Origin of the sequence: Schaalia sp. lx-260 (assembly GCF_021083645.1) — a bacterium.
Lineage (GTDB): Bacteria > Actinomycetota > Actinomycetes > Actinomycetales > Actinomycetaceae > Pauljensenia.
Genome location: NZ_JAJNRQ010000001.1, coordinates 162,628 through 185,536 on the forward strand (window position 1 = coordinate 162,628; position 22,909 = coordinate 185,536).

19 protein-coding genes and 4 tRNA genes are annotated in these 22,909 nt (G+C 49.3%); 13 read left to right on the plus strand and 10 right to left on the minus strand.

The genetic code is table 11. From position 1 onward, the window contains the following. Window positions 1–26 precede the first annotated feature (26 nt). Window positions 27–1,739, minus strand: a complete 1,713-nt coding sequence (locus tag LRP57_RS00640; protein ID WP_231204059.1) for a ribulokinase — start codon at window positions 1,737–1,739, stop codon at window positions 27–29. Window positions 1,740–1,840: 101 nt separating this feature from the next. Between LRP57_RS00640 and LRP57_RS00645 the strand changes: the two genes are divergently transcribed. Then, entirely contained in the window at window positions 1,841–2,821 is a 981-nt protein-coding gene (locus LRP57_RS00645) for a sugar-binding transcriptional regulator (protein WP_231204062.1), read from the plus strand. 37 nt (window positions 2,822–2,858) lie between these two features. Here the strand turns inward: LRP57_RS00645 and LRP57_RS00650 are convergent. The 3 genes from LRP57_RS00650 to LRP57_RS00660 form a co-directional block, all read right to left on the minus strand. Beyond that, a tRNA-Phe gene (locus LRP57_RS00650) sits at window positions 2,859–2,931 on the minus strand. Window positions 2,932–2,953: 22 nt separating this feature from the next. After that, window positions 2,954–3,030, minus strand: a tRNA-Asp gene (locus LRP57_RS00655). Window positions 3,031–3,087: 57 nt separating this feature from the next. Then, window positions 3,088–3,160 (minus strand) — tRNA-Glu (locus tag LRP57_RS00660). Between the two features lie 142 nt (window positions 3,161–3,302). Between LRP57_RS00660 and LRP57_RS00665 the strand changes: the two genes are divergently transcribed. The 4 genes from LRP57_RS00665 to LRP57_RS00680 all read left to right on the plus strand — a co-directional run bounded on the left by LRP57_RS00665 (window position 3,303) and on the right by LRP57_RS00680 (window position 9,381). Further along, entirely contained in the window at window positions 3,303–5,138 is a 1,836-nt protein-coding gene (locus LRP57_RS00665) for a mechanosensitive ion channel family protein (protein ID WP_231204063.1), read from the plus strand. Between the two features lie 122 nt (window positions 5,139–5,260). Beyond that, the gene (locus LRP57_RS00670) at window positions 5,261–7,291 is read left to right on the plus strand and encodes a DUF6541 family protein (protein WP_231204065.1); all 2,031 of its coding nucleotides are present in this window, start codon (window positions 5,261–5,263) and stop codon (window positions 7,289–7,291) included. A 68-nt stretch (window positions 7,292–7,359) separates the two neighbouring features. Then, complete coding sequence (locus LRP57_RS00675) at window positions 7,360–8,445, plus strand: glycosyltransferase family 2 protein (protein WP_231204067.1); 1,086 nt, start codon at window positions 7,360–7,362, stop codon at window positions 8,443–8,445. A gap of 9 nt (window positions 8,446–8,454) precedes the next feature. After that, complete coding sequence (locus LRP57_RS00680; RefSeq protein WP_231204069.1) at window positions 8,455–9,381, plus strand: glycosyltransferase; 927 nt, start codon at window positions 8,455–8,457, stop codon at window positions 9,379–9,381. Here LRP57_RS00680 and LRP57_RS00685 read toward each other — a convergent pair. Further along, on the minus strand, window positions 9,378–10,412 hold the full coding sequence (locus LRP57_RS00685) for a glycosyltransferase family 2 protein (protein WP_231204071.1): 1,035 nt from the start codon (window positions 10,410–10,412) through the stop codon (window positions 9,378–9,380). The genes LRP57_RS00680 and LRP57_RS00685 overlap by 4 nt on opposite strands. A 427-nt stretch (window positions 10,413–10,839) precedes the next feature. Between LRP57_RS00685 and LRP57_RS00690 the strand changes: the two genes are divergently transcribed. The 3 genes from LRP57_RS00690 to LRP57_RS00700 are packed head-to-tail and all read left to right on the plus strand — an operon-like array spanning window position 10,840 to window position 13,382. Next, window positions 10,840–11,709, plus strand: a complete 870-nt coding sequence (locus LRP57_RS00690; RefSeq protein ID WP_231204074.1) for an ABC transporter permease — start codon at window positions 10,840–10,842, stop codon at window positions 11,707–11,709. Between the two features lie 32 nt (window positions 11,710–11,741). Further along, entirely contained in the window at window positions 11,742–12,467 is a 726-nt protein-coding gene (locus LRP57_RS00695) for an ABC transporter ATP-binding protein (RefSeq protein WP_231204076.1), read from the plus strand. 9 nt (window positions 12,468–12,476) lie between these two features. Then, entirely contained in the window at window positions 12,477–13,382 is a 906-nt protein-coding gene (locus tag LRP57_RS00700) for a glycosyltransferase family 2 protein (RefSeq protein ID WP_231204078.1), read from the plus strand. A gap of 29 nt (window positions 13,383–13,411) precedes the next feature. Here the strand turns inward: LRP57_RS00700 and LRP57_RS00705 are convergent, their stop codons facing one another. After that, window positions 13,412–14,287 (minus strand): glycosyltransferase family 2 protein, encoded by an 876-nt coding sequence (locus LRP57_RS00705; RefSeq protein ID WP_231204080.1) that lies wholly within the window; start codon window positions 14,285–14,287, stop codon window positions 13,412–13,414. 283 nt (window positions 14,288–14,570) lie between these two features. Between LRP57_RS00705 and msrB the strand changes: the two genes are divergently transcribed. Continuing rightward, complete coding sequence (msrB, locus tag LRP57_RS00710; RefSeq protein WP_231204083.1) at window positions 14,571–14,993, plus strand: peptide-methionine (R)-S-oxide reductase MsrB; 423 nt, start codon at window positions 14,571–14,573, stop codon at window positions 14,991–14,993. After that, a complete protein-coding gene (locus LRP57_RS00715; RefSeq protein ID WP_331274727.1) occupies window positions 14,990–15,895 on the plus strand; it encodes an EamA family transporter in 906 nt (301 codons plus the stop codon). The genes msrB and LRP57_RS00715 overlap by 4 nt, the downstream gene beginning before the upstream one ends. A gap of 518 nt (window positions 15,896–16,413) precedes the next feature. Here LRP57_RS00715 and LRP57_RS00720 read toward each other — a convergent pair. Continuing rightward, a tRNA-Lys gene (locus tag LRP57_RS00720) sits at window positions 16,414–16,486 on the minus strand. Between the two features lie 42 nt (window positions 16,487–16,528). Between LRP57_RS00720 and LRP57_RS00725 the strand changes: the two genes are divergently transcribed. Together LRP57_RS00725 and LRP57_RS00730 are read left to right on the plus strand one after the other, a co-directional pair. Further along, the gene (locus LRP57_RS00725) at window positions 16,529–17,161 is read left to right on the plus strand and encodes a hypothetical protein (protein WP_231204085.1); all 633 of its coding nucleotides are present in this window, start codon (window positions 16,529–16,531) and stop codon (window positions 17,159–17,161) included. A gap of 78 nt (window positions 17,162–17,239) precedes the next feature. Further along, a complete protein-coding gene (locus LRP57_RS00730; protein ID WP_231204087.1) occupies window positions 17,240–18,304 on the plus strand; it encodes an NUDIX hydrolase in 1,065 nt (354 codons plus the stop codon). A gap of 201 nt (window positions 18,305–18,505) precedes the next feature. Here the strand turns inward: LRP57_RS00730 and LRP57_RS00735 are convergent, their stop codons facing one another. Genes LRP57_RS00735 through LRP57_RS00745 form a run of 3 tightly spaced genes read right to left on the minus strand, consistent with a single transcriptional unit; the run spans window position 18,506 to window position 20,676 of the window. Next, complete coding sequence (locus LRP57_RS00735; protein ID WP_231204089.1) at window positions 18,506–18,979, minus strand: septum formation family protein; 474 nt, start codon at window positions 18,977–18,979, stop codon at window positions 18,506–18,508. 1 nt (window position 18,980) lies between these two features. Continuing rightward, window positions 18,981–20,042, minus strand: a complete 1,062-nt coding sequence (locus LRP57_RS00740; protein WP_331274728.1) for an inorganic phosphate transporter — start codon at window positions 20,040–20,042, stop codon at window positions 18,981–18,983. A gap of 4 nt (window positions 20,043–20,046) precedes the next feature. Continuing rightward, window positions 20,047–20,676: a DUF47 domain-containing protein gene (locus tag LRP57_RS00745; protein WP_231204092.1), complete on the minus strand. Its 630-nt coding sequence runs from the start codon at window positions 20,674–20,676 to the stop codon at window positions 20,047–20,049. Window positions 20,677–20,938: 262 nt separating this feature from the next. On the opposite strand from LRP57_RS00745, the gene LRP57_RS00750 reads away from it, so the two are divergent. After that, entirely contained in the window at window positions 20,939–22,774 is a 1,836-nt protein-coding gene (locus tag LRP57_RS00750) for a phosphoenolpyruvate carboxykinase (GTP) (RefSeq protein WP_231204094.1), read from the plus strand. Window positions 22,775–22,909 lie beyond the last annotated feature (135 nt).

The window sequence follows — 22,909 nt, forward strand, 5'->3', positions numbered from 1 at the left end:
CTTTCGTGACTGATAATGAACTGTTGTTACTGATAGTCATGTAGTTGAGCTTTTTGATGCATTGTGCGTAGCTCTTTCATAAGGTCTGGGTTTTCAATGCCGAACCAGTCATGGATACGTAAGTACAGCGTGTATAGGTCGCTGTAAGCTTCGTGGGCTTGAGGCTGAGGTGTGTAGCTTGTGTTATTTCTTTTGACCAGTTCGGCTGCAGATTTCCAGTCGGATATTGTTCCTGCAGCGAGAGCGCCATGTAATGCTGCTCCGAGAGCTGGCGTGTTGGAAGATTGAGTGACTTCGATTTCTCGTCCGGTGACATCCGCCATGATTTGCATGAGGAGAGGGCTTTTATGCGGTAGGCCTCCACATGTGATGATGCGGTTAACGGGTATCCCACAGGATTCAAATGATTCAAGGATGACGCGTTGTCCGAAGGCTACGCCTTCGAGGAGTGAACGGTATATGTCAGCGCGTGTAGAACGCAGTGTCAGACCAATAAAAGCACCTGAAAGATCTGAGTTGATGAGGACAGAACGGTTTCCATTTAGCCAATCAAGACTAATGATCCCTGTGGAAGCTGGTGTGATTGCAGAGGCTTCTTTTTCGAGGGTACGAAAAGTATCTGCAATATTTGTTTTGTTTTCGTTTGAGTGAGTGGCTTGTAGTGTTTGAACGAACCAGCCGAAAGTGTCTCCTACGCCTGCTTGCCCTGCCTCATAAGCCCAGTATCCTGGGATTATTCCGTTGTAGACGACTCCTTGAATACCTTTGACGGCTTCTCGTTGCTTTGCCATGATGAGGTTACAGACGCTTGTGCCCATCACTGCGACGAGGGTTCCAGGCTCTGTGCATCCGCTTCCAAGAAGTGCGACGTGTGCGTCCATATTGCCAATGGCAACAGGAAGATGGGCTGGAAGGCCTAGCTTTTGTGCCCAGGTGGGGGTGAGCGTTCCGGCTTGTTCACCAGGTTCGAGAAATTCCTGTCCGAGTTTGTCAAGAACATTGGAAAATCCTGGATGGATTGCTTCGAGAGTTTCAGGTGAAGGGTAACTGTGCTTTTCTGTGCGGTAGCAGCTTTTGTAGCCGGCTGTGTGTTTTCCTCGTACTTCATGCCCGATGAGTTGAGAAACTATCCAATCACTTTGTTCTATTAATCGTTGTGCTTGTGTGAAGATTTCCGGGGCTTCGCACATGAGGAATAGTGCTTTGGGGAGCATCCATTCAGGAGAAAGAGCGCCCCCGTAAAATTCTAAAAACTCGGGTATTTCAGCGGTGATTCTATTGATTTTTTCGGCATAGCTTTGAGAAGCGTGGTCTTTCCACAGGCGCGCGTAAGCGTAGGGATTTTTGTGTAGGTCTGGATATCGAGAAAGGGGATTGAGATCTGTGTCGGTGAGGACAACTGTGCATGCAGTTGTGTCGATTCCAATGGAGGTGATCTCATGCGGATGATATCCGAGGCTCTGTGCGGTCTTTATTGCTTGAGTGACGGATTCTTTCAGGCTTATCAGCCAGTCGTCGGCATCTTGTAAAGCCCATTGTGCCGGTAATGGGGTTCCTGTTCTCCAGAGGGTACGGTCCATTACTGCGTGTGGGTAAAGTGAGATTGCAGTGGTGATTTCCGTTCCTGTATCAAGGTCAACGAGCAGTGTGCGCGCAGATTCGGTGCCGAAATCAATTCCGAGTGCGAGACGACGCATAATTACTCCTAAGTGCTCATATGAGCACTTCCATGTGCTCATATGTGTGAGCATAGCAATGCTCGATTGAGAGTGCAAGCAGACATTTTTTGCTCATATGAGCATTATTTGATGTATTCTTAGATGTGATGACACAATCCACTATGACTAGTTCCGTACCAGAGCCTGAAGAAAATACCTCTGAGTCTTTTCTTGCGCGGATTGCGCGCAGTTTTTATCTTGAAGATCTCAGTAAAGTAGAGATTGCTCAGCAATATGGGATTTCGCGCTTTAAAGTGGCGCGTTGCCTGCAAGAGGCAAAAGATAAAGGAATCGTTCAGATCACTATTCGGTCGCCACAAGATCAACAAGCTGATCTCAGTGTGGCACTGCAAGAACATCTGGGTATTCAGCAGGTTGTCCTCGTTGCGCCTTCGCGTGACATTGTTTTAGAGCGACGTGCTCTTGGTGCTGCAGCTGCAGATCTGTTATCACGACATGTGCGTAGAGGTTTCAAAGTAGGGATGTCGTGGGGGAGGACTCTGCTACCTATTGCTGAATATTTAGGTGACATTCCTCCAGCTATTTTCGTTCAACTGACAGGTGTTGTCGGCAATGATCCTTCTCAATCACCGATCGAAATTATTGGAGGGATACAGCGGCGCTCAGGCTCAATTGCAAAAGCTCTGATTGCCCCGCTTTTGTCAGCAACCCCTTCTCTGGCTCAGGCATTGAAGGAAGAACCAGCTGTCGCAGAAGTGATGAAACTGTATGACAGTCTTGACATGGCTTTTCTGTCGATTGGTGCGTGGCGTCCTCGTGTGAACCAACTTGCTCAACATATTGCCCCTGAGGATCAAGAAGAATTGGATAACAAAGGCGTGTATGTTGAGTTTGGCGGTATCTTCTTTGATCGTGAAGGTCGCTATGTTGATACACATATCAATGATTGTCGCCTTGCTGTCAGTGTAGAACAGCTTCTTGCAACTCCAATGGTGACAGCGGTTGCAGGTCAAAGTGAAAAAGCGAATGCCATTCATTCCATCTGTTTTTCTGGAATTGTGACGCATCTTATAACAACGACTGAGGTAGCTCAGGCGCTCCTTGACATGCCGAAGATTGCTAATCCTGTCTACGTGAGATAAAGCAAAAAGCCCGCGATTTCTCGCGGGCTTTACTCAGTGGCTCCGACCGGTATCGATCCGGTGACCTTTCGATTTTCAGTCGAACGCTCTACCAACTGAGCTACAGAGCCAATTACCGGACCAGTGGTCTGGTGGCGACCCCGACGGGACTCGAACCCGCGACCTCCGCCGTGACAGGGCGGCGCGCTAACCGACTGCGCTACGGGGCCTTACAACAGGTGTAAGACCTATTGAATTATATCTTCACATCTCCGACATGAAGTTCGTACCCCCAACGGGATTTGAACCCGTGTCGCCGCCGTGAAAGGGCGGTGTCCTAGGCCGCTAGACGATGGGGGCCTGTTGGCCCGAACAATGTCCGGTGAACGTGGAAGATCATAGGCAGATTTCACCTCAAGAAGCAAAACGATTTGATGTGACTCCTATCACCTATCAAATATTGCTCCGTCACCACCGCTGCGTATCCGCCTAATCTGTACATATGACGGACCTGATGAATGCTGCGCATAATTTGTTCTCATTTCTGCTAAAAAGCGCGGAAGAAGAAGCACAAAGTGGCACCGCCGCCGAAGCCGTGGAAAACACAATCGACCTTGTTTTCCTCACAGGGGCGACGCTGGCAGGTGCAGCAATCGCTTTCATAGTGACCACAATCATGGCCGTAATTGCACGAAATCTCACACGCCGTTCAGCTGTTCTGGCTGCTCTGATGAAAAGAATCCGGGTAGCTGTCTATGTGGCTTTGATGCTGTGGGGCGCATGGGGAGGACTACAAATCGCCCTCCTCAACACAGATTTGGCGAATTGGTCACATACTTCCGCGCTCCTTGTTGTGCTTCACAGCATTGTTGTCCTAGGTATCTTGGCTCTGACCGCCATTGCCTACAAAGCAGCATGGATATTCCAAGATGCCGCGCGTCTGCGACAAAGTTCTGACCACGGTCGAGCACGCCGCTTTGAAACACAAGCGCAAATCATTCGCCGCCTCGTTCAGGTTCTTGTCGTCGTCGTTGGCGTATGCACAGCTCTATACACCTTTGAAACCGTCAGAATCGCAATGACAACAGTTCTTGCTTCAGCAGGCCTCCTCTCGGTTGTGGCGGGCCTCGCCGCCCAGCAAACACTGGGAAATGTCTTTGCCGGTTTGCAACTGGCTTTTACTGACGCTATCCGCGTAGGAGATGTGGTAGTTGTCGGTCCAAATGGTGAATCTGGAGCAGTGGAAGAAATCACACTCAGCTATGTGGTTGTCAGAGTATGGGATGAACGTCGCTTCATCGTGCCCTCCACCCACTTCACCTCAACAACTTTCGAGAACTGGACACGACGCACAGCCACTCGCTTAGGGCGAGTAGAAATCCAACTGGACTGGTCAGCGCCAATGGCCCTCATCCGACAATACGTGGAGAAACTGTTGCTTTCCAGCGACCTATGGGACGGGCGCACGTGGGCTGTGCAAATCAGTGCAGCCGACACGAACACAGTGACAGTGAGCATCCTCGTTTCAGCTCGCACATCAGGTGACCTATGGGATTTACGCTGCTATATCAGAGAAAAACTGATCCAATGGATCGTCTGTGAAGAACCGTGGGCACGTCCGGCGCAGCGGATACAACCACAAGAAATACAGCTCGTAGAACACGACACCTCACGTGAAGAAATCGCCCGCCTCGCCGCCGAATTAGCAGGAATTTCAGACGAGAACGCACACGAGGACACGCAAATTTCACATAAAACAGCCGCTGATGAACACAATGTGACAGATCCCGTACACGCAGCACGACTCCAAGCCTCTCGCCGCCGCTCAAAGCGAGCACGCAGACGAGCAATGGCTGTGCGCCAACGTGAACTGGCTGAAGGAGGAAAACTACAATCAGCTCCTGAAGGTGAAGATGCGCATGCAGATGAAGACGGCACTCAGATGCTGAGCGCGACAACGGTGATGCGAGTGATTCAAACGCATCGAACACACAGCCCCGAAAACCTACTGGTAACGGACGGCAAGGGTGAACGCCTGTACTCTGGGTCTGCTGAAGCAAAAGAACGCTCAAGTATGTGGGAAGGACCCGGCCAAGAAGTCCTAGCCGAACGTGAAGAAATGACACGTCTGCGTGATACTCGCATAAAACAGGACGAAAACTTTGCCGCTGGCATGGAACCTGAAAGAAAAACCTCAGAAGAACACGACAGTAATGTGCGCGTTATCCCTGCCGAGGAATCTTTAACACAGACCAGACAAATGCAAGCCGTAGATACGACAGAACCTTCAGATAACGCCTCTGCTCCAAAGAAAGCACGCAAGAAAAACCGTCGATAACTTTTAACCTATCGGAGTCAAAAACATGTGCACAGTCGGATCTGTGTCACACATGCTCCGCGGCCGTTGGATGGTAGTTTAAGGGGAGTAATGTGCGCGAAAGTACAGTGGAGTAGTTAATAATGCTGAGTGCTCTGGATTTTTTTCATAGCTGGCTTTTGTTTCCGCTTGCCCTTGTGATAGCGGGAGCAGTTTTCTGGCTTCCAGGCTTAATACCAAGCCTGATACTTGGAGTTCGGCGTGACCTCCTCGCTGTTTTTGCGCCGATCGGAAGCGTGATAATTGTGACGACCAGCGCTGTTTTTGCAGCCGTGCTGGGTGTGTCCTGGGGCTTTATACCGGTCGTTGCGGGAATCGCGGGGACTGCTCTGCTTGCTCTACTTATTCGACTGATTTTCCGCCGTGCAATTCGAGATGAAAAGTCTGGTGTGCCAGAAAACTCCGGTGCTTTTAGTTATACACACACTGACTTTTTACGCTGGGGATTACTTGCGATCATTTGCGTGACGATAACGATTCACTTTGCATGGCAAATCAAAATGCCTGGAGCATTCTCGCAAACCTGGGATAACACGTACCACCTTAATGCAGTCCAAGCAATACTTGATACCGGTAACGCTTCAACCTTGAATATGGACCTTTACGATGTCACGCTTCCGCGACGTCACTACTACTATCCGGGTGCCTGGCATGATTTAATCAGTTTGATTTGCCTCAGCGTGGGCGTACCTGTTTCGGTAGCTACCAATGCTTTCACTGTTATTGTTTCCTTCCTGTACTGGCCGCTAACTACTTCAACACTTGCGCGAGTCGCTTTCGGTAAGCGTCTGGTAACCCTTTTATCGATTCCTTTATCCCTCGCATTCCCACAATTTCCTTTGGGTTTCATCTGGTATGGCGTTCTTTACTCCAACCTGCTCTCATACGCACTTTTGCCAGCAAGCATTGCCTTCACTGTCCTTGGCCTACGACGCTTCTCACGTATTACAGGGTGGTACGCCCTGCTTGCAGCTGCGGGCGCAGTCGCTATGGTTATCACACAAGCCAATGCTGCGGTCCTTTTCGCTATCACATTCTGTGTGATTGCAGGTGTCTACCTTGCTCGCAGGATGAATCATTCCCCAGATGTGACACTCCTACGCAAAATCATCAATACGCTAGGGGCAACAGTTTTCACCGCCCTCTTATTAACCGCTCTGAATTTTGCTCTTGATAAGGTAGGCCCCATTTCCGTAATGCGTCGAGGCTATGAATACTCTTCTCCGCAAGGAAATATCATTCAAGCACTTATGCAACTTGGGACTTTAACAGGCGGTAACCCGACAAATGATTTCGGTATATATACCCTGTCTGAAATGCTGCCACTAGGAATTATGGTGGCATTAGGTATGCTGCTGTCCCTCATACATGGGCGTGCGCGCTGGACGGTTGCTTGCTACGCGATATGGTCATGCCTTTTCATCGCGTGCTTTGCAGCCCCTCCCGGCCCAATCCACGTGTACTGGGCTGGAATCTGGTACTGCGATCTTCCTCGTCTAGCAGGGGCTTTAATCGTGCTAGCCCCGATTTTTGCAGCCTACGCAATTTTCTGTTTCATCGAATGGCTACAGAAACACTTCCTTGTCCTACGCTCGAATACTTTGATCGCCGTAGTGTTAGTGCTTCTTTCAATATGTATTCCCGTTAATCATTCACTAACAAGCGTGTGGCATCGAGTAGCCGACAACTTCCGGATCACAAATTCCTCATTTGTTGATTCAGATGAACTCGCGCTTTTCCAATGGATGTCACAGAATTTGCCACAAGGTTCAGCTGTCCTTGGTAACCCCTGGGAAGGCGCGCCATTTGCGTGGGCAATCGGCCATACGCGCACAGTGTTCCCGAAAATGGAAGTCGATTTCCGAGACTCAGACTATGAGCTCCTTGCTACCTCATTAAAAGACTCCACAAAACGTCAGGAAGTCTGCAATATACTCAATCGGCAAGGAGCGCGTTACATCCTTGACCTTGACGATTCGTACATATGGGGCGGCAGTGGATGGAACGCCGAAAAACGCTACCCGTCATTTGATGAAGTGGACAATAGTGGAGTGGGTAAAGTCATTCAGCAGGTTGGAAAAGCTAAACTTGTAGAAATCACGATGTGCGAATAGCTTTCATGCGACGCTGAATGTAATGAGGTCATTTCATTCAACCTCACACAGTGAATAAGTGGAGGTAAATGCATGACGAGGATGGTGGTAAGACGATGAGTTCTCCAACAATCAGCATCATTATGCCGGTGTATGGTGTTGAAAACTTCATCGCTCGTGCGATTGAAAGCGTACAAGCGCAAACCTGCCAAGATTTTGAGTTCCTCATAGTTGATGACGGCTCCAAGGACGCCTCCGGCACAATCGCTGATCGTTATGCGATGACAGACTCACGAATCACTGTTTTTCACAACCAAAATGGTGGCGCACCCGCTGCTCGTAATTTCGCATTAGATCGAGCAGTAGGAAAATACGTCTACTTCATGGATGGTGACGACTGGGCTGAACCCACGATGCTCGCGGATATGCTCACAATCGCTGAAGATAATCAAGCTCAGCTTGTTGTTGCCGGATTCTACATCGACACGTACTACTCGCAGTCACGTTTTCATTCCGAAATAAAAAGTGTTCCCACGCGCTACTACGCGGGGCCTCAAGATTTTCGCATGAATGCCCACCAGCTATTTGACGCGAATTTACTGTATACCCCGTGGAATAAGTTATTTTTACGAAGCTACCTCGAAGATCATTCGATTCGTTTCACCCCGACATTTTGGGATGACTTTCCTTTTGTTCTTGATGTGATTCGTGACATTGATACAGTCTGCGTCACCGAGAAGTCTTACTACCATTTCATTCGCGCACGAGCTGAAAGCGAAACAGCGAAATATCGCCCAGGTGTCACCGAAAAACGAATTGAAGAAGACCGGTGGATGCAAGACCTGTACCGTCATTGGGAAATCGAAAATACTGATGCGCAAGAAATGATTGCGCGCCGCTATATTGAACGGCTATTCGGGTGCTTTGAAAACATTCTCAGCCCCCAGTCAGTTCTCAAAAAAACAGAACAACGTAAAGAAATCGCCGAACTTCTGCAAGCTCAACGAACAATTGAATGTTTACGTATTGCACGACCTCAAAGCACGTACAGTCGGATTATGTGGCTGCCATTACGCTGGAAATCTGTTCCTTTGATCGTATGTGAAGGAAAACTTATTTCTTTTGTCAAAAGGCATTTCACGAAGCTATTCGCGGTATTGAAAGCAAATCGTTAGGAGTTCACCGTGGGTGAGCAGAAAAAACAGATGCAGATAGCAGCGGTTGTTGTCACCTTCAATCGTTTGTCCTACCTCCAACGACTAATTCCGCGACTACTTGACATACAAGAACTGGACGCGATCCTCATAGTCGATAATGCCTCAACCGATGGCACACCCCAATGGCTAAGCGCCCTCAACAATGAGCGAGTAAAAGTTCACCTACTTGAACAAAATATGGGAGGCGCAGGAGGCTTCCACGTCGGACTTGAATGGTCATATTCTTTAGGTTACGAACTGACCTGGATGATGGACGATGACGGACTCCCAGACCTTGACTGCTTAGGCACCCTCCTTGAATACCGAAACGATTTTGACTTTTGGGGACCCGCTGTTTTAGCTGAACAAAATCCAGAAAAACTCTGTTTCCCTGTGCGAGTACCACGTCATGCCACCGCTTCACGCACACTCGCTGAACTGGTTGAATATTCAAACGCAGGAAGCGTGGAAGGTGTTGTGATTCCTTTCAACGGCGTACTGGTAAAACGTAGTCTTGTGGAAAAAATCGGTGTGCCCCGTGCGGAATTCTTTATTTGGGGTGACGACGTTGAATATCTGTGGCGCGCAGCAAGGGCAGGAGCGCGAGTAGCAACAGTAGTTGATGCACATTTCCTGCATCCAGCTACCGATGATTTAGGTGCGCCCATGATGTTCGGTAAAACCACGTACAATCATTCACCCAGCGATTTGAAACACTACTGCATGGCACGCAATAACACGGTGAACCTTCTGGAATACCGCAGCATATTACATGTCATTGGTTTCTGGGTGAAAACCGCTTGGTTCTACACATTCGTAGTTCCCAGCATGTCACGGTGGAAAATATCAGTGAGCGCAATCTGGGCAGGCCTACGCAAAAACTTTACAGGCCATAAGCGCTTTTTACGCGGCTAATTGCGGTGCCTCCACCTACGCACCTTCCGAATAACAGCACTACTGAGGCGCACCACCGTATGAACAGGACGCGGGATAGTGCGCAGGTCCTCAATGAGGGTCTGCATTTGCTGTGAAAGGTTAGTTATCGTGTGACGGTATTCGTTCAATGTGCGAATTTCTTCTGATAAAGACTGCATTTGCCGGTGCAGGTCAGCTATTTCTCTTTCCTGCCGGTCGAGCTTACATGAGAGACGTTCATGTAAACCGCTGAGATGCAGTACCAATCCCAAACCATATTCGCTGACATACTCGCGTAAATACGTATCGCGTATCTGTGAATCAAGCTGTTGATGCAACTGGGATAATGAAGTAATGGAATTCCCCGTATCGACACTGAAATCATTGGGGCGTTGATGCCAAAAAGCAAGCGGTTTACCTTCGATAAACCCAAAAGGACCTTTCAAAGCAAGACTAAGGTTCAGTAGCCAATCTTCAACGACAGGGAAGTTTCCTTCAGGCATCGCTTCACGAGCAGCTTCTGTACGGTAGAGCGTCGCAATAGGAACAGTCTTATTTGCTCGCAGGAAATTACCAAGCGAAAGATAATTGTCGTGAGGCTGGTATATCCAACGGAATAATTCGGTGAAATCGTCACCGTTTTGTTCTTCAGCAATAACTTCCAGACGTACTGCAACGGCACTATGTGTCGGATGCGCATGTAAGAAATCTGTTGTTTTCTGGAGGAATTCAGGGTCCCACGTATCATCGTCGTCATGTACAGCGTAAAAAGTACCTGAAGCCTCGTGAACACCTTGCCGCCAAGCACCATCTCGCCCACGAGAGATCGGATTCGTTATCAGGCGAGTTTTTTGCGATAAGACGCTCTTTTCTGCCAGAAGTTGCGCTACCGGTTCTTCTGCGCCGCCATCGTTAATAATGAGCAATTCGTAATTGGTGAATACTTGGGAATCGATCGATTCAAGCGCTCGCCGTAAAAAGCGGTTGCGGTTCTTAGTGCGAAGGATTATTGATACTTGCGGAAAACTCATGTTTCCTCCCGCTTGGCACAGCTTTGGACGAGCTTTGGTTTTAATCATATCGACGAGAAAAGTTACGGTGCAACCGAACAGTAGGTGAAATTTCATCCGGTATTATGCCTGTGTGCAGGCAGAACACTTCACAACGCCACCACAAGAAAGCGAGATGCTGGTGAATAAACCCGTTCACTTTGTTCATAAAAGAGGCTTTTTGCTGGCGAGGATGCCGACAATCATGTGAATGTGTATGAGAGTAACGGTCAGGTGCGAACAAGTTCTCAAGTGACGGAAGGTAAACTTCATATGTCACTTGTTGGACCTTCTACCTATGTAAAGCGATGAATATGCGCATGGCAACCGTTTCAGTATGGAATTATGTAGGTAGTATTATCGCGCCACATTTTCCTAGCGCGACGAGTGAAATGAGAAGTCAAGACTAATGGCAGCAGGAAACCTTTCTGGATTTACGATACCTGGTAAATCACAAGGACTCTGGGGAGTTATTCAGCAGCGATACCTGCTGAATTTGATTGTCAAGAAAGAATTACGTATCCGTTACCGTGGTTCCTACTTGGGAATGCTCTGGTCTTACGCTAAACCTGCAACACAATTCCTGGTTTTCTATGTTGCAATTGGTAAGTTCATGGGAATGAGCCGTGCAATTGAAAACTACGTGGTGTACATGTTTTCAGGTGTTGTGCTCATTAACTACTTTAGCGAGATTTTCGGACAAGCAACACGATCAATTGTTCAAAATAAAGAACTTGTGCGAAAAATCTATTTGCCGCGCGAGTTATTCCCTATCTCCAGTGTGCGCGTGGCGATCGTTCATTTATTTCCGCAACTCGTGATCTTATCCGTAGGGGCGCTTCTTTTTGGGTGGCGACCAGGGTTTTTGAACCTTTTAGCTATCGTTGCGGGTTTTGTCATAATGACCCTTTTTGCATTGGGGCTTGGCCTGTGCGCCGCAGCCTTGAATGTCATGTTCCGCGATACAGAGAACTTTGTTGATCTGCTCCTCATGATTGCGACCTGGGCTTCACCGGTCCTGTACATGTGGACTATGGTCGATGCAGTTTTTACAGGCCCTTTGCGCTGGCTCTGGTATGTCTACATGAGTAATCCATTAAGCGTATGCGTTGAACTCTTTCATTACGCATTCTGGCATCCCACAGCCGGAGTGCGCGCATCATTACTTCCGCATTTTGGTATGTGGGTTGCCATTGGATGCGTTATTTCGTTGGCAATGCTTGTTCTAGGAGAGCGAACTTTCCGGCATTATGACGGAAATTTTGCACAGGAGTTGTGATGAATCCTCAGCACATTAAAGACAGTACACATGTGGCAGTGCATGTTTCCCATGTGAAAAAAGAATTCTCACTTCGCCATACGCATACTTTGAAAGATCGACTGGTTTGGCGATTTACTCGGCGTAATCAAGCGCAAACTGACTACTTCCGCGCCCTTGATGATGTCTCTTTTGACATTAAGAAAGGCGAAAGCGTGGCATTGCTGGGCTTCAACGGCTCAGGTAAATCAACAATGCTGAAACTCATCTCAGGTGTTTTACAGCCAACGTCGGGGACCGTTGGTTATCGCGGTCGAATTGCGGGTCTTATCGAGGTAGGTGCTGGCTTTCATCCTGATCTCACCGGCCGCGAAAATATATTTCTTAACGGTGCGATTTTAGGGATGACGAAAGCTCAAATTGAAGAATCCTTCGATGAAATTGTTGCCTTTTCTGAAATTGAAAAATTCATTGATACTGAGGTGAAATTTTATTCCTCAGGTATGTTCCTCAGACTCGCATTTTCTGTGTGCATCCACACGAATCCGGATGTCTTTTTAATCGATGAAATTCTTTCTGTTGGTGATGAACCATTCCAACGTAAATGTATTCAACGTATTCGGCAGCTCCAAGGCGAAGGTAAAACGCTAGTCATTGTTTCTCATGACTTGAATATGGTGAGTGAACTATGTGACCGTGGAATTTTGCTTGAGCGTGGCACAATGGTCCTTGACGGACCTGTGAAAGAATGTGTCGCACGGATGCGTAATGAAGGCTGAGGACAAACAATGAAAGAATTACGGGTTGCAGCTGTAGTTGTCACCTATAACCGGTGCGAGCTCCTACAAAAAACTCTGGCGGCACTTGAAGCACAAACCTACGCGCCAGCAGCAATCATTGTGGTTGATAACGCCTCAACTGATGACACTCAACATATGTTGGCTGCACGTGATAGTGTGTCGAGCCTTCAGGTACATCGTTTAGCCGAAAACACTGGTGGCGCTGGTGGTTTTAACGCAGGAATAAAAATCGGTTACACAGAAGGCTATGACGCGTTCTGGGTGATGGATGACGATACCGCGCCACGTCCAGAAGCGCTTGAAAAACTAGTGACCACTTTGCATGATGCCGCCGAATTTCGCGGGGGAGATATGCCTTCCTACGCTGCCTCAATGGTTTTATGGACAGACGGCTCCGCATGTGAAATGAATTTCCCCACCCCCACATGGGATTGGGTGCGACCGGTGCCTTACCAGAAAAACTGGATTGACATTGACTGCGCCTCATTTGTTTCCTGCTTGGTGACCCGTGAAGCTGTCGCTCACTGTGGATTCCCCTACAAGGAATACTTCATTTGGTTCGATGACGCCGAGTACACCTACCGCCTGTCAAAGTGGCGTCCAGGCATATTCGTCACCGACTCGTACGTGGATCACCTCACACCAGAAAATAAAGGGGTTTTTTGGTCAGAAGTCACCGAAGCGAACTTCTGGAAGTATTCGCGTGGGGCACGAAACCAAGTGTCCGCCGGCATATCCTTGCGTAAACCACGGATCCTTGTTGACCTTTTTGCTGGATTATATCGACAACTGCGTGGAGCCCCAGTCAGCCGTAAGTTAAAACTGAAACTGACGAAAGCGGCTTTTGAAGGATTCTTCCAACGCCCACGCATTGAATACCCAGAGCAAAAGTAGCGGCCTAGCCGTGCGGTGATGCGGGCGTGTTACTTCCGATGGCGCAGGAAGTTACGGGCCCGCATTTTTGCCCATGAAAAGAAAGTTTCACGTCGGCGCGCCAGGTCATTGAACATCGCTGCTTGCCACAGCAAGGCCCCTACACCGTGATGCTCTACGAAATCGCGCAGGTACTCGTCACGTACTTGCAGATCAAAGTAAGCGTGCTTGTCGGCTCCTGCGAAAACTGAATTACCGAGCGCGCCTTTTTGTGTGCGGCGCTGATGCCAGTAGGCAAGTGGTTCGCCGTCAATAAATTCCACGTGATACTTCGCTGCTAAACGGATGTGGAATTCCCAGTCACCTACCACCGGCAAATCATCACGGAAACCACCGAGATCATCAATGACTGCACGTGGGTACATGCAGGAAATAGGGACAGCAATATTTGATTCCATCAGTTTTGATAAAGAAAACTGAAAAATCCCCGGCCACGCGATTTCTCTGCTGAGCTCAATGACACGGTTACCTTCGATTTTTTCGTGAATGATCTGTGTACGTACTGCGACACCACCGGCGGTCGGATTTTCCTCTAAATAATTCACACATTTTTCAAGGAAAGAAGGATGCCATGAATCGTCGTCGTCGTGAATACAAATATATTTACCTGTGGAGTGCGAAATAGCGAGGTTTGAGGCCGCTTCCATACCTAAAGATTGCGGATTATGGAATACTCGCGCACGTCCCTTCAGAGCTGCTGAATGTTTTTCAAGAAGTGCATCTACAGGTTCTGGAGCGCCGCCGTCATTGACGATGATTAATTCAAAGTCTTCGTACCGTTGTTGCGCGCAGTCAGCGATTGCTCTGGTTAACAGTACTGCACGGTCCTTTGTGCGCATGACGATACTGACAAGTGGGCGGCTCATAATTATTCTCCAAATTGCTGAAGTTTTACGACAGGCAACTATAAAGGCGAGTCTAGCACCTCATCAATTAACGTGAATTTTAACGAGGAATAAAGCTGCACGATACATACGGGCAAAGGAAATAACAGGCAAAGAAGTACCCTTCTGGGCTTCCGCTACTTATGAGTGCATATATGAAGAATGGCCTGATAGGTCGCTGAAAAGAAAAGAGGAACAAATCTCTGGTAAAACAGGTATATACACTTGTTTCCATCACTATTTATTCATTGTGAGGACTCGCACTATGGAGAACTTTCCTTCACTACGCTCAGCCGCCGAACGCACAGATAATGAATGGCGCAAAATCTTAAATCCAATGGAATATCACGTTCTTCGTGAGTCAGGCACAGAAAGACCGTTCACAGGCGAATTATTGAACGAAAATCGTGTAGGTACTTTCCATTGCAAAGGATGCGGGGCTGTACTTTTTGACTCCTCAACAAAATTTGATTCACATTGTGGGTGGCCCAGCTTTAATCAAGCAAAAGAAGGAGCCGTCGTATTTCTTACAGATAATTCCCACGGTATGAGGCGCACAGAAGTTCGCTGTGCTACCTGCAATAGTCATCTTGGTCATATCTTTGATGACGCACCAGATCAGCCCACCGGACAAAGATACTGCATGAACTCTGTCTGCCTTACTTTTACACCGGCTGATCCCCAGTGAATCTGTCGTATCACCTACATCGAGGGGTTGGCCACCTACCACCGTCAGGCCTAATCATTGGATCGGCGCTTTCGCAGTACATGGGAGCAGCTTTAGCGATCAGCCTTTTTCATGCGATGCATCCGGCTTCTGTTGCTTGGTGTCGTGTGACAGTAGCAGCAGTTATTTTGGTTGCATGGCGCAGGCCGTGGCAATCAGGTATCACATGGGCTGATTTTGCGCGTTCAACGCTTTTCGGTATCACGATTTTGACGATGAATGCGGCTTTCTATCAGGCGCTGGTGACTTTGCCTTTAGGGGCTGCTGTTTCGTTGGAATTTGTTGGCCCAGTAGCAGTTGCGGTGTTGAGTGGTCGTGGCTGGTCGGTGCGTGTGGCAGCGCTCCTTGCATGTGTAGGTGTGGCATGTATTGGAGGGCTTGGGGTTGATACGGGCGATCCTGCTGTGATTTCAGGTTTGCTGTGGGCGGGGCTATCAGGCCTGTCTTGGGCCTGTTACATCGTCCTTGGGCGGAAAATTGCAGCGAAACGTTCAGCAGTAACGAATTTGGCTTTAGGATGTGCGGGAGCTTGCCTCGTATATGCCCCTTTCCTTGGTTCAGGTGCAGGTGTAGCGTTCTATGATGTTTCGCTGTTGCTGAGCGTTATTCTTGTCGGCGTATTGTCGACAGCTTTACCTTTCACTTTGGAAGCAGTTGCGATGACTCGTTTGTCGGCTTCAACATTTTCGTTACTTGCGGCTTTAGAGCCGGCAACTTCTGCGGTGATCGGAGCTTTCCTGCTGAGGCAGGTTCCTACCATAGGGCAGCTTGTGGGGTTGGTTTGTATTTCTGTGGCTGTGTGGTTGGCTTCACGTCAGGATGTTCCTTCTGGTCAGTCCTCATCTTCAGGTACAGAGGTGTGAACGCGCGGGAATCCCTACCCGCCCCCATGACAATTGCCATGAGCTGCGCCTCAGTTATTTACTCCGAGGGGCAGTCAAAGGTGTAGCGCATCATGTGGCTTGCCTTGAGGGGTGAGTGTTCCCTCGGGGGCAAAGGAGCCGCCAGAGCTGCCGCGGCTGCCCGTTCAAGCCTAAAACCAACGAAAACTGCTGTCAGTTGTGAATCCGATAAGTGGGGCTGCTGATCTGAAGATTAACAGTGACTGCAGGGAAGGTGGGGGACTTGTCTGTGGAAAATGGTGGGAAAGGATTTTGTGGTGCCAGTGTTGTGAGTAACGTAACTGTTAAAAGTGGAGGTATTGTTCCGCTTTTTGGATGGAAAGGGAGGTTTTATTTGATGACATACTTGGCCTCGTGTACATGCGTATACAGTTAATACGCATGTTTCACATCAAATAAAAGTCACGTGAAGTAATGTGACTGAAAGAAAGGGTAAGTATGAAAACAGCTCCCATCTGTGCAGATGAGAGCTGGTTTTGTAGGCCCACGGGGACTCGAACCCCGAACCCACGGATTAAAAGTCCGCTGCTCTACCATTTGAGCTATAGGCCCAACCCCTTAAGGGTACGCTAACTATTGTACGAGGTGATCCCCGTGGTCGAAAATCGGCGTCCACGACGACCGGCTATTTTGACTCCTGCTCAAACAGAATCTTTGGTAGGAGATATTGACCCAGCGCAGGAATCTGCGCTTGCTCATGCCTGCGCATGGGCCATTTTGAATGTGAGTGATAGCACTTTCGGAGCTGAAGTAATTCAGCGTCTCCATGAAGTAATTGCGACTGAAGGAGTGGACATTATTGCCCATATTTGGGCACGTAGCCCGGAATTTACGCTGCCGGGTGCGCTGTGGCGTTCATACCTATTCCATGAATGGTGCGTGCGTGACTTGCATGTGGTGACGCGGTTGTATGAATTAGGGCTACAAGAATACGGCCTTGGTAAATATGAAACTCGTCATAGCGCTGGAAGTTTGAATGCGCTTCTCAATGAATTAGAACACTTATTTGCAGGACAACTAACAGATGACGACCTCGAAAATCTTTTACTGTGGACTTCAAGTGTGATGAGAATTATTGCTGCGGGAAATAATCCTGAGGGAAGCTGGATTGAAGATATTACCGACCCGCTTGCCTATCCTGTGACATTACGTTCACACGCTTTAGTGCGAACAGCAGAAGAACTGGAACGTTCTGCACAAGAAGCTGCTCACGGTCGCCTTGAATGAAAAGCGCAGAGCTTTGGAATATACGTGAAGTAAGTCAGTTCGGATGCAGGTCATGCGTAGGACCGATACCCTTAGATGGTGTCTCGTCCTCGTCCTGCTCCTGTGCCGTCGCATCTTGTGCGTGCAGCTGGTGCGCTTGTGTGGCGTTTTCGTGATCGACAAAGGCCTCTGGTTACGGGCGAAAAAATTCAAGCAGAAGATATAGACGTTCTGCTTGTACACCGGCCTAAATACCATGACTGGTCGTGGCCAAAAGGCAAATCAGAATCTCAAGAGCCTCTCGCGCAGGCCGCTGTGCGTGAAGTGGAAGAAGAAACTGGTTATGCCGTTCGATTGTGGGCCCCTTTGACCACTCAGCGGTATCGCCTAGGAACTCGACAAACAAAAGAAGTTTTTTACTGGGTAGGCACGCCTCTGTCTGATTCAACGGACACACTCACTCACGATGGGCCAGTGCCTTTACGCGCACGCCGTCCTGTACAGCACGCATCGTCGCGTGAAATTGACGAGGCGCAATGGCTTTCCCCTGACCAAGCCCATGAACTTCTGACACGCCGTGGTGATCGACGACTTTTGCAAGAACTACTCGCACGCGCGCAAAACGGTACCCTTGTCACATCCACGCTTGCTTTGCTTTCGAATGCGGCAACTATTCCTCAAGACTTGTGGGAGGGAACACCTGAGGCTTTACCGTTAAGCCGTTTAGGGAATTATCAGGCATTGCGGATCAGTGACGTACTTTCAGCATTCGGTATTGAAGCAGCTTTAACATCGCCGCAGGCCAGTTGCACCGCGACTTTAGGGCCGTGGGTTGCGCTTTCGCAAGGACGTGTCATTAAGCTGGCGGAACTTTCCTATGAAGCTATTACTGCCGATGCGTCGAAAGCACAGCAGGTGGTGGAAAAACTGGTCGCCCAGCCGCATATTCCTACTGTTGTTTGCGCAGATCATGAGTGTCTGCATAGCCTTGTGGGGCCTCTGGAAGCAGCGACACTGGTTCCTCAACGGGACACGTTACAGCAAAAAATCCTCACATATACTTTTGCGGACTTTATTGTTGCCCATATTGCGCATACGGATAGCCCTGAAATTATTGCTCGTGAACACCACGCTTTACGGGTAAAAATAACCCCACAGGAATGAAAAAATACAGACCAGCTACGCACTATATTCACTTTGAGCCAGTGGGGTGGTGCTGTGACCTTCTTCGCTCCTACTTCAGCGACGGGTAAGCGCGCAGGTAAAGAAAAAACCGAAGCCCCTACCAGTTACGCATAAACAGTGCGATAAACGATTAGTTGCCTCTTTGTTGATAGGTGATAAGCAGGCGTGGGATATATGCGCTCACATGTGTGATTGAGCAACAGAACGAGTCAGGAGAGGTGAATCTTGAGCGCAACGAGCAACACAAGTCAGCGAATGGTCGCCTGCGGCCCATGATTCAGGTGTTGGTCGTAACCATGCGATTTCTAAAAGTGAATCCTCAGGATCAACACCTACATATTGTGTGAACTCTGCGCTGCACGCGGTGTGAGCCTGCTTATCGAGTTCAAAAACAGATGGCAGATCCGAAGCGTCAATAGGCAGGAGCGCAATTACTTCTGCTGTGTGCGGTTCAGAGCAATGACGAGTGGAAAGGGAAGCTGTTTCATTTTCACCCGGCATATCAATGCATTGACCGACGTGGAGATCAGTAACTGATATGTGCGAGCAAGCGGAAAATAAAAAAGCTACACCGGAGAGTAGACACATAAGCGCCGCCACGCGCATAAAAGTGCAACGGTGGCGACGCTTATTGGCAGTCAACGAGAAAAGCATCCTATGGCCCTACGAAAAGTCGTATAACCCAGAACATGCCGGCAGCAACTGCGGCCGCCGCAGGCAAAGTCAAGAACCAAGCGATAACGATATTGCCAGCCACACCCCAACGTACTGCCGAGAAACGACGTGTGGCACCCACACCAAGGATTGCAGAGGTAATGGTGTGAGTGGTAGAAATCGGCGCATGGAGGGCAAAAGCCGCTATATACAGCACGCCGGCGGAAACTGTTTCTGCGACAAAACCGCGAGCAGGATCCAAGTCGATGATTTTGCGACCGAGGGTACGCATAATTCGCCAACCGCCTGAATATGTTCCCGCTGAAATTGCGAGTGCTGCGGCAATTTTCACCCACAAGGGAACAGTGAGATCGCCTGTTGCCTCATCAAAAATATTGTGGGTATGACCGTAGCCTCCAGCAACCAGAGCCATAACGATGACGCCCATAGTTTTTTGAGCGTCCTGCAAGCCGTGTCCAAGTGCCATTGCGCCTGCTGAGGCGGTCTGCAAAATACGGAATTGGCGCATCGTGCGGTGGTATGGCAAATTCCGTAAGAACCTCATGAGGATCCGCATGATGATGTAGCCAAAGAAAAAGCCAATACACGGTGAGGTGAACATGGGGATGATGACATGAGCGGTGATGCCGCCCCACTGAACCGTTGTCATTGACACTAAGCCTGCACCGACAAGTCCCCCAATTAACGCGTGTGAGGACGAGGAAGGAAGGCCAAACCACCATGTGATGAGATTCCACGCCACCGCACCCAGAAGGGCAGCGAGGACAATGACAAGGCCTTCACGTTGCATACCCACATCTGCTGAAGAAGTGTAATGCGAAATATCAATAATGCCTTGCCCGATGGTTTTGGCTACTTCTGTTCCAAGCAAAGCGCCAATCACATTCATTACTGCAGCCATAATGAGTGCGGCACGTGGTGTGAGTGCGCGGGTTGAAACTGAAGTAGCAATAGCATTTGCTGCGTCGTGGAATCCGTTGGTGTAGTCAAAAGCTAAGGCAATGACAATCACCATGACCACGAGGACGAGGTTAATGTCCACGAGGTCAGGACTCCTTTACCGCGATGGTTTCAATGGTGTTAGCGAGGTCCTCAAATGCGTCGCAACATTTTTCGAGGACTTCGATGATGTCTTTGAGTTTAATGATCGTGACGGGATCAAGACCAGAATCAAAGAGTGCAGTCAAAGTGTGACGGTAAGCCCGGTCACCATCGTTTTCTAGGCGGTTGATTTCCACCCAGTAGTCGCGTAGCGATAGTGGATTTTTCAGGTCAGGAATCGCTTGGGCTGTCTGTTCAGCGCAACGAGCCAAGACGCTGACTTGTTCGGTTAGGAGTGTCATGATCTGTTCAGGAATGTCATGAATTCCGTACAGGACGAATAAATCCCCTGATTCGTCCATGAGGTCCATGCAGTCATCCAAACATGAGGCGAGCTCTTGCAGGTCTTCGCGATCAAATGGAGTGATAAATGATTGGTTGAGGCGCTGGATAATATCGTGATTAATCTCATCAGCGGCATGCTCGACTTCGTGAAGCCTGTCGCGGATTGCGACCTGCTCTTGAAGTGAAGATCCAAGGATGGATGAAAGTAAGCCAACGCCAGTGACAAGGTGCTCAGCCTGACTGGTGAGCATGTCGAAGAACGTGGGTCCTTCGGGCTTTCGGATACCCATGAGTGTCCTCCAAGTGAGAAGTGAACAGATACATCGGGCATATACAGGTTAGGGCACTTGGGGCGTATTGGGCACTTTTTATCTGTCGATGAGAGGGAAAAGTGTGGATAAAAGTGAGCAAATAGGGTGAGTTGTGTGATCTGACACATTTTTTGTCGGGACCAACTGCCCGCGCATTTTGCGTCAGAATCAGTCAATATTGACATGTAGACGATGGACACTTTCGCGTGCCCAAAAAATACCGAGTGCCTCAGGAGGCAATATGTCCGTGACTGAACAGGATGTGCGCGCAGCCGCTCCGGCAAACGCTCCCGAAGATGTTCTTAACTGGGTTGCTGAAATTGCTGCCCTTACTACACCGGACGCCATCGAATTCGCCGACGGCTCCCAAGAAGAATGGGATCGTTTAACATCCCTCATGGTTGAATCAGGTGTTTTCACACGCCTGAATGAGGAAAAGCGCCCCAACTGCTTCCTCGCTCGCTCACTTCCTTCAGACGTGGCCCGTGTTGAATCTCGTACCTTCATCTGCTCTGAAAAAGAAGAAGATGCTGGTCCGACGAACCACTGGGCAGATCCCGTGGAAATGAAAGCAACCCTGAAAGAGAAATTCACAGGTGCAATGAAGGGCCGCACCATGTACGTGGTTCCTTTCTCCATGGGTCCATTGGGTGGCCCTATTTCTCAGCTGGGTATCGAAATCTCTGACTCTCCTTACGTGGTCTGCAACATGCGCATCATGACTCGTATGGGTCAAGCTGCAATGGATTTGATCGCTGAAGGTAAGCCATGGGTTCCTGCAGTTCACTCTGTAGGTGTGCCTTTGGAAGAAGGCCAGGAAGATACCGCATGGCCTTGCAACGAAGAAAAGTACATCACTCACTTCCCTGAAACCAACGAAATTTGGTCTTTCGGTTCCGGTTACGGCGGTAACGCTCTGCTCGGTAAGAAGTGCTTCGCTCTGCGTATCGCTTCCACAATGGCTCGTCGTGATGGCTGGATGGCTGAACACATGCTCATCCTGCGCCTGACCCGTGAAACCACTGGCCAGCAGTTCCACGTCACCGCAGCCTTCCCCTCAGCTTGCGGTAAGACCAACCTCGCTATGCTTCAACCCACCATTCCTGGTTACACAGTTGAAACAGTGGGCGACGATATTGCATGGATGCGTCCAGGACCAGATGGCCGTCTCTACGCGATCAACCCTGAAGCAGGCTTCTTCGGTGTGGCTCCGGGTACTTCTTACGACACAAACCCGATGGCTATGGAAACCATGAAAGCCAACTCCATCTTCACAAACGTTGCTTTGACTGATGACGGCGACGTGTGGTGGGAAGGCATTGACGGTGACGTTCCGGCTCACCTCATTGACTGGCACGGTAACGACTGGACTCCTGAGTCAGGCGAAAAGGCTGCACATCCGAACAGCCGCTTCACGGTACCTGCCGCACAGTGCCCGATTATTTGCTCCGACTGGGAAGCTCCTCAGGGTGTAGCAGTTGACGCGATTTTGTTCGGTGGCCGTCGCGCGACCAACGTTCCGCTTGTTGCTGAACAGTACGAGCCAGCTCACGGCGTGTTCATCGGTGCTTCTGTGGCTTCCGAAGTGACAGCTGCTGCAACAGACGTTAAAGCAGGTTCGCTGCGTCATGACCCATTCGCAATGCTGCCTTTCTGTGGTTACAACATGGCTGACTACTGGGGACATTGGCTGGAAATGCAAGACAAGTTGGGCGAAAACTTCCCGAAGGTTTACCAGGTGAACTGGTTCCGTAAGGATGAAGACGGCAACTGGTTGTGGCCAGGCTATGGCGAAAACTCCCGTGTTCTGGACTGGATCGTTCGTCGTGCCACCGGTGAAGTTGAAGCAATTGACGGTGTGACTGGTCGTTACCCGAAGTTTGAAGACTTCAACCTTGACGGACTGGACATTGATGAGGCTCACTGGGCGAAGCTCTTTGCCATTGATCCTGATGCATGGTCAGCAGAAATGGATGATACTGAGGAATACTTCGCACAGTTTGGTGACAAGGTTCCTGCAGCTATCCGCGAACAGCTGGCGAAGTTCCGCGAGCGTATCGCTGCCGCAAAGGCCTGAGTTTTCAATGTGGCCTAGTTACAGTCGCTGTTGAAAGGCAGTGACTAGGCCACTGCGGAGAAAACTACAAGTGTGTTGCCCCGATCATGTGAGTGGTCGGGGCAACACGCATATGCTCTGCTTTACCCTAAATAA

What these genes read in the sequence shown, in the direction of transcription:
- LRP57_RS00645 (WP_231204062.1), top strand. Translation starts at nt 1,841, where the DNA reads ATGACTAGTTCCGTACCAGAGCCTGAAGAAAATACCTCTGAGTCTTTT.
- LRP57_RS00690 (WP_231204074.1), top strand. Translation starts at nt 10,840, where the DNA reads ATGGCAGCAGGAAACCTTTCTGGATTTACGATACCTGGTAAATCACAA.
- msrB (WP_231204083.1), top strand. Translation starts at nt 14,571, where the DNA reads ATGGAGAACTTTCCTTCACTACGCTCAGCCGCCGAACGCACAGATAAT.
- LRP57_RS00750 (WP_231204094.1), top strand. Translation starts at nt 20,939, where the DNA reads ATGTCCGTGACTGAACAGGATGTGCGCGCAGCCGCTCCGGCAAACGCT.
- LRP57_RS00700 (WP_231204078.1), top strand. Translation starts at nt 12,477, where the DNA reads ATGAAAGAATTACGGGTTGCAGCTGTAGTTGTCACCTATAACCGGTGC.
- LRP57_RS00705 (WP_231204080.1), bottom strand. Translation starts at nt 14,287, where the DNA reads ATGAGCCGCCCACTTGTCAGTATCGTCATGCGCACAAAGGACCGTGCA.
- LRP57_RS00640 (WP_231204059.1), bottom strand. Translation starts at nt 1,739, where the DNA reads ATGAGCACATGGAAGTGCTCATATGAGCACTTAGGAGTAATTATGCGT.
- LRP57_RS00735 (WP_231204089.1), bottom strand. Translation starts at nt 18,979, where the DNA reads ATGCTTTTCTCGTTGACTGCCAATAAGCGTCGCCACCGTTGCACTTTT.
- LRP57_RS00665 (WP_231204063.1), top strand. Translation starts at nt 3,303, where the DNA reads ATGACGGACCTGATGAATGCTGCGCATAATTTGTTCTCATTTCTGCTA.
- LRP57_RS00670 (WP_231204065.1), top strand. Translation starts at nt 5,261, where the DNA reads ATGCTGAGTGCTCTGGATTTTTTTCATAGCTGGCTTTTGTTTCCGCTT.
- LRP57_RS00685 (WP_231204071.1), bottom strand. Translation starts at nt 10,412, where the DNA reads ATGAGTTTTCCGCAAGTATCAATAATCCTTCGCACTAAGAACCGCAAC.
- LRP57_RS00745 (WP_231204092.1), bottom strand. Translation starts at nt 20,676, where the DNA reads ATGGGTATCCGAAAGCCCGAAGGACCCACGTTCTTCGACATGCTCACC.
- LRP57_RS00675 (WP_231204067.1), top strand. Translation starts at nt 7,360, where the DNA reads ATGCATGACGAGGATGGTGGTAAGACGATGAGTTCTCCAACAATCAGC.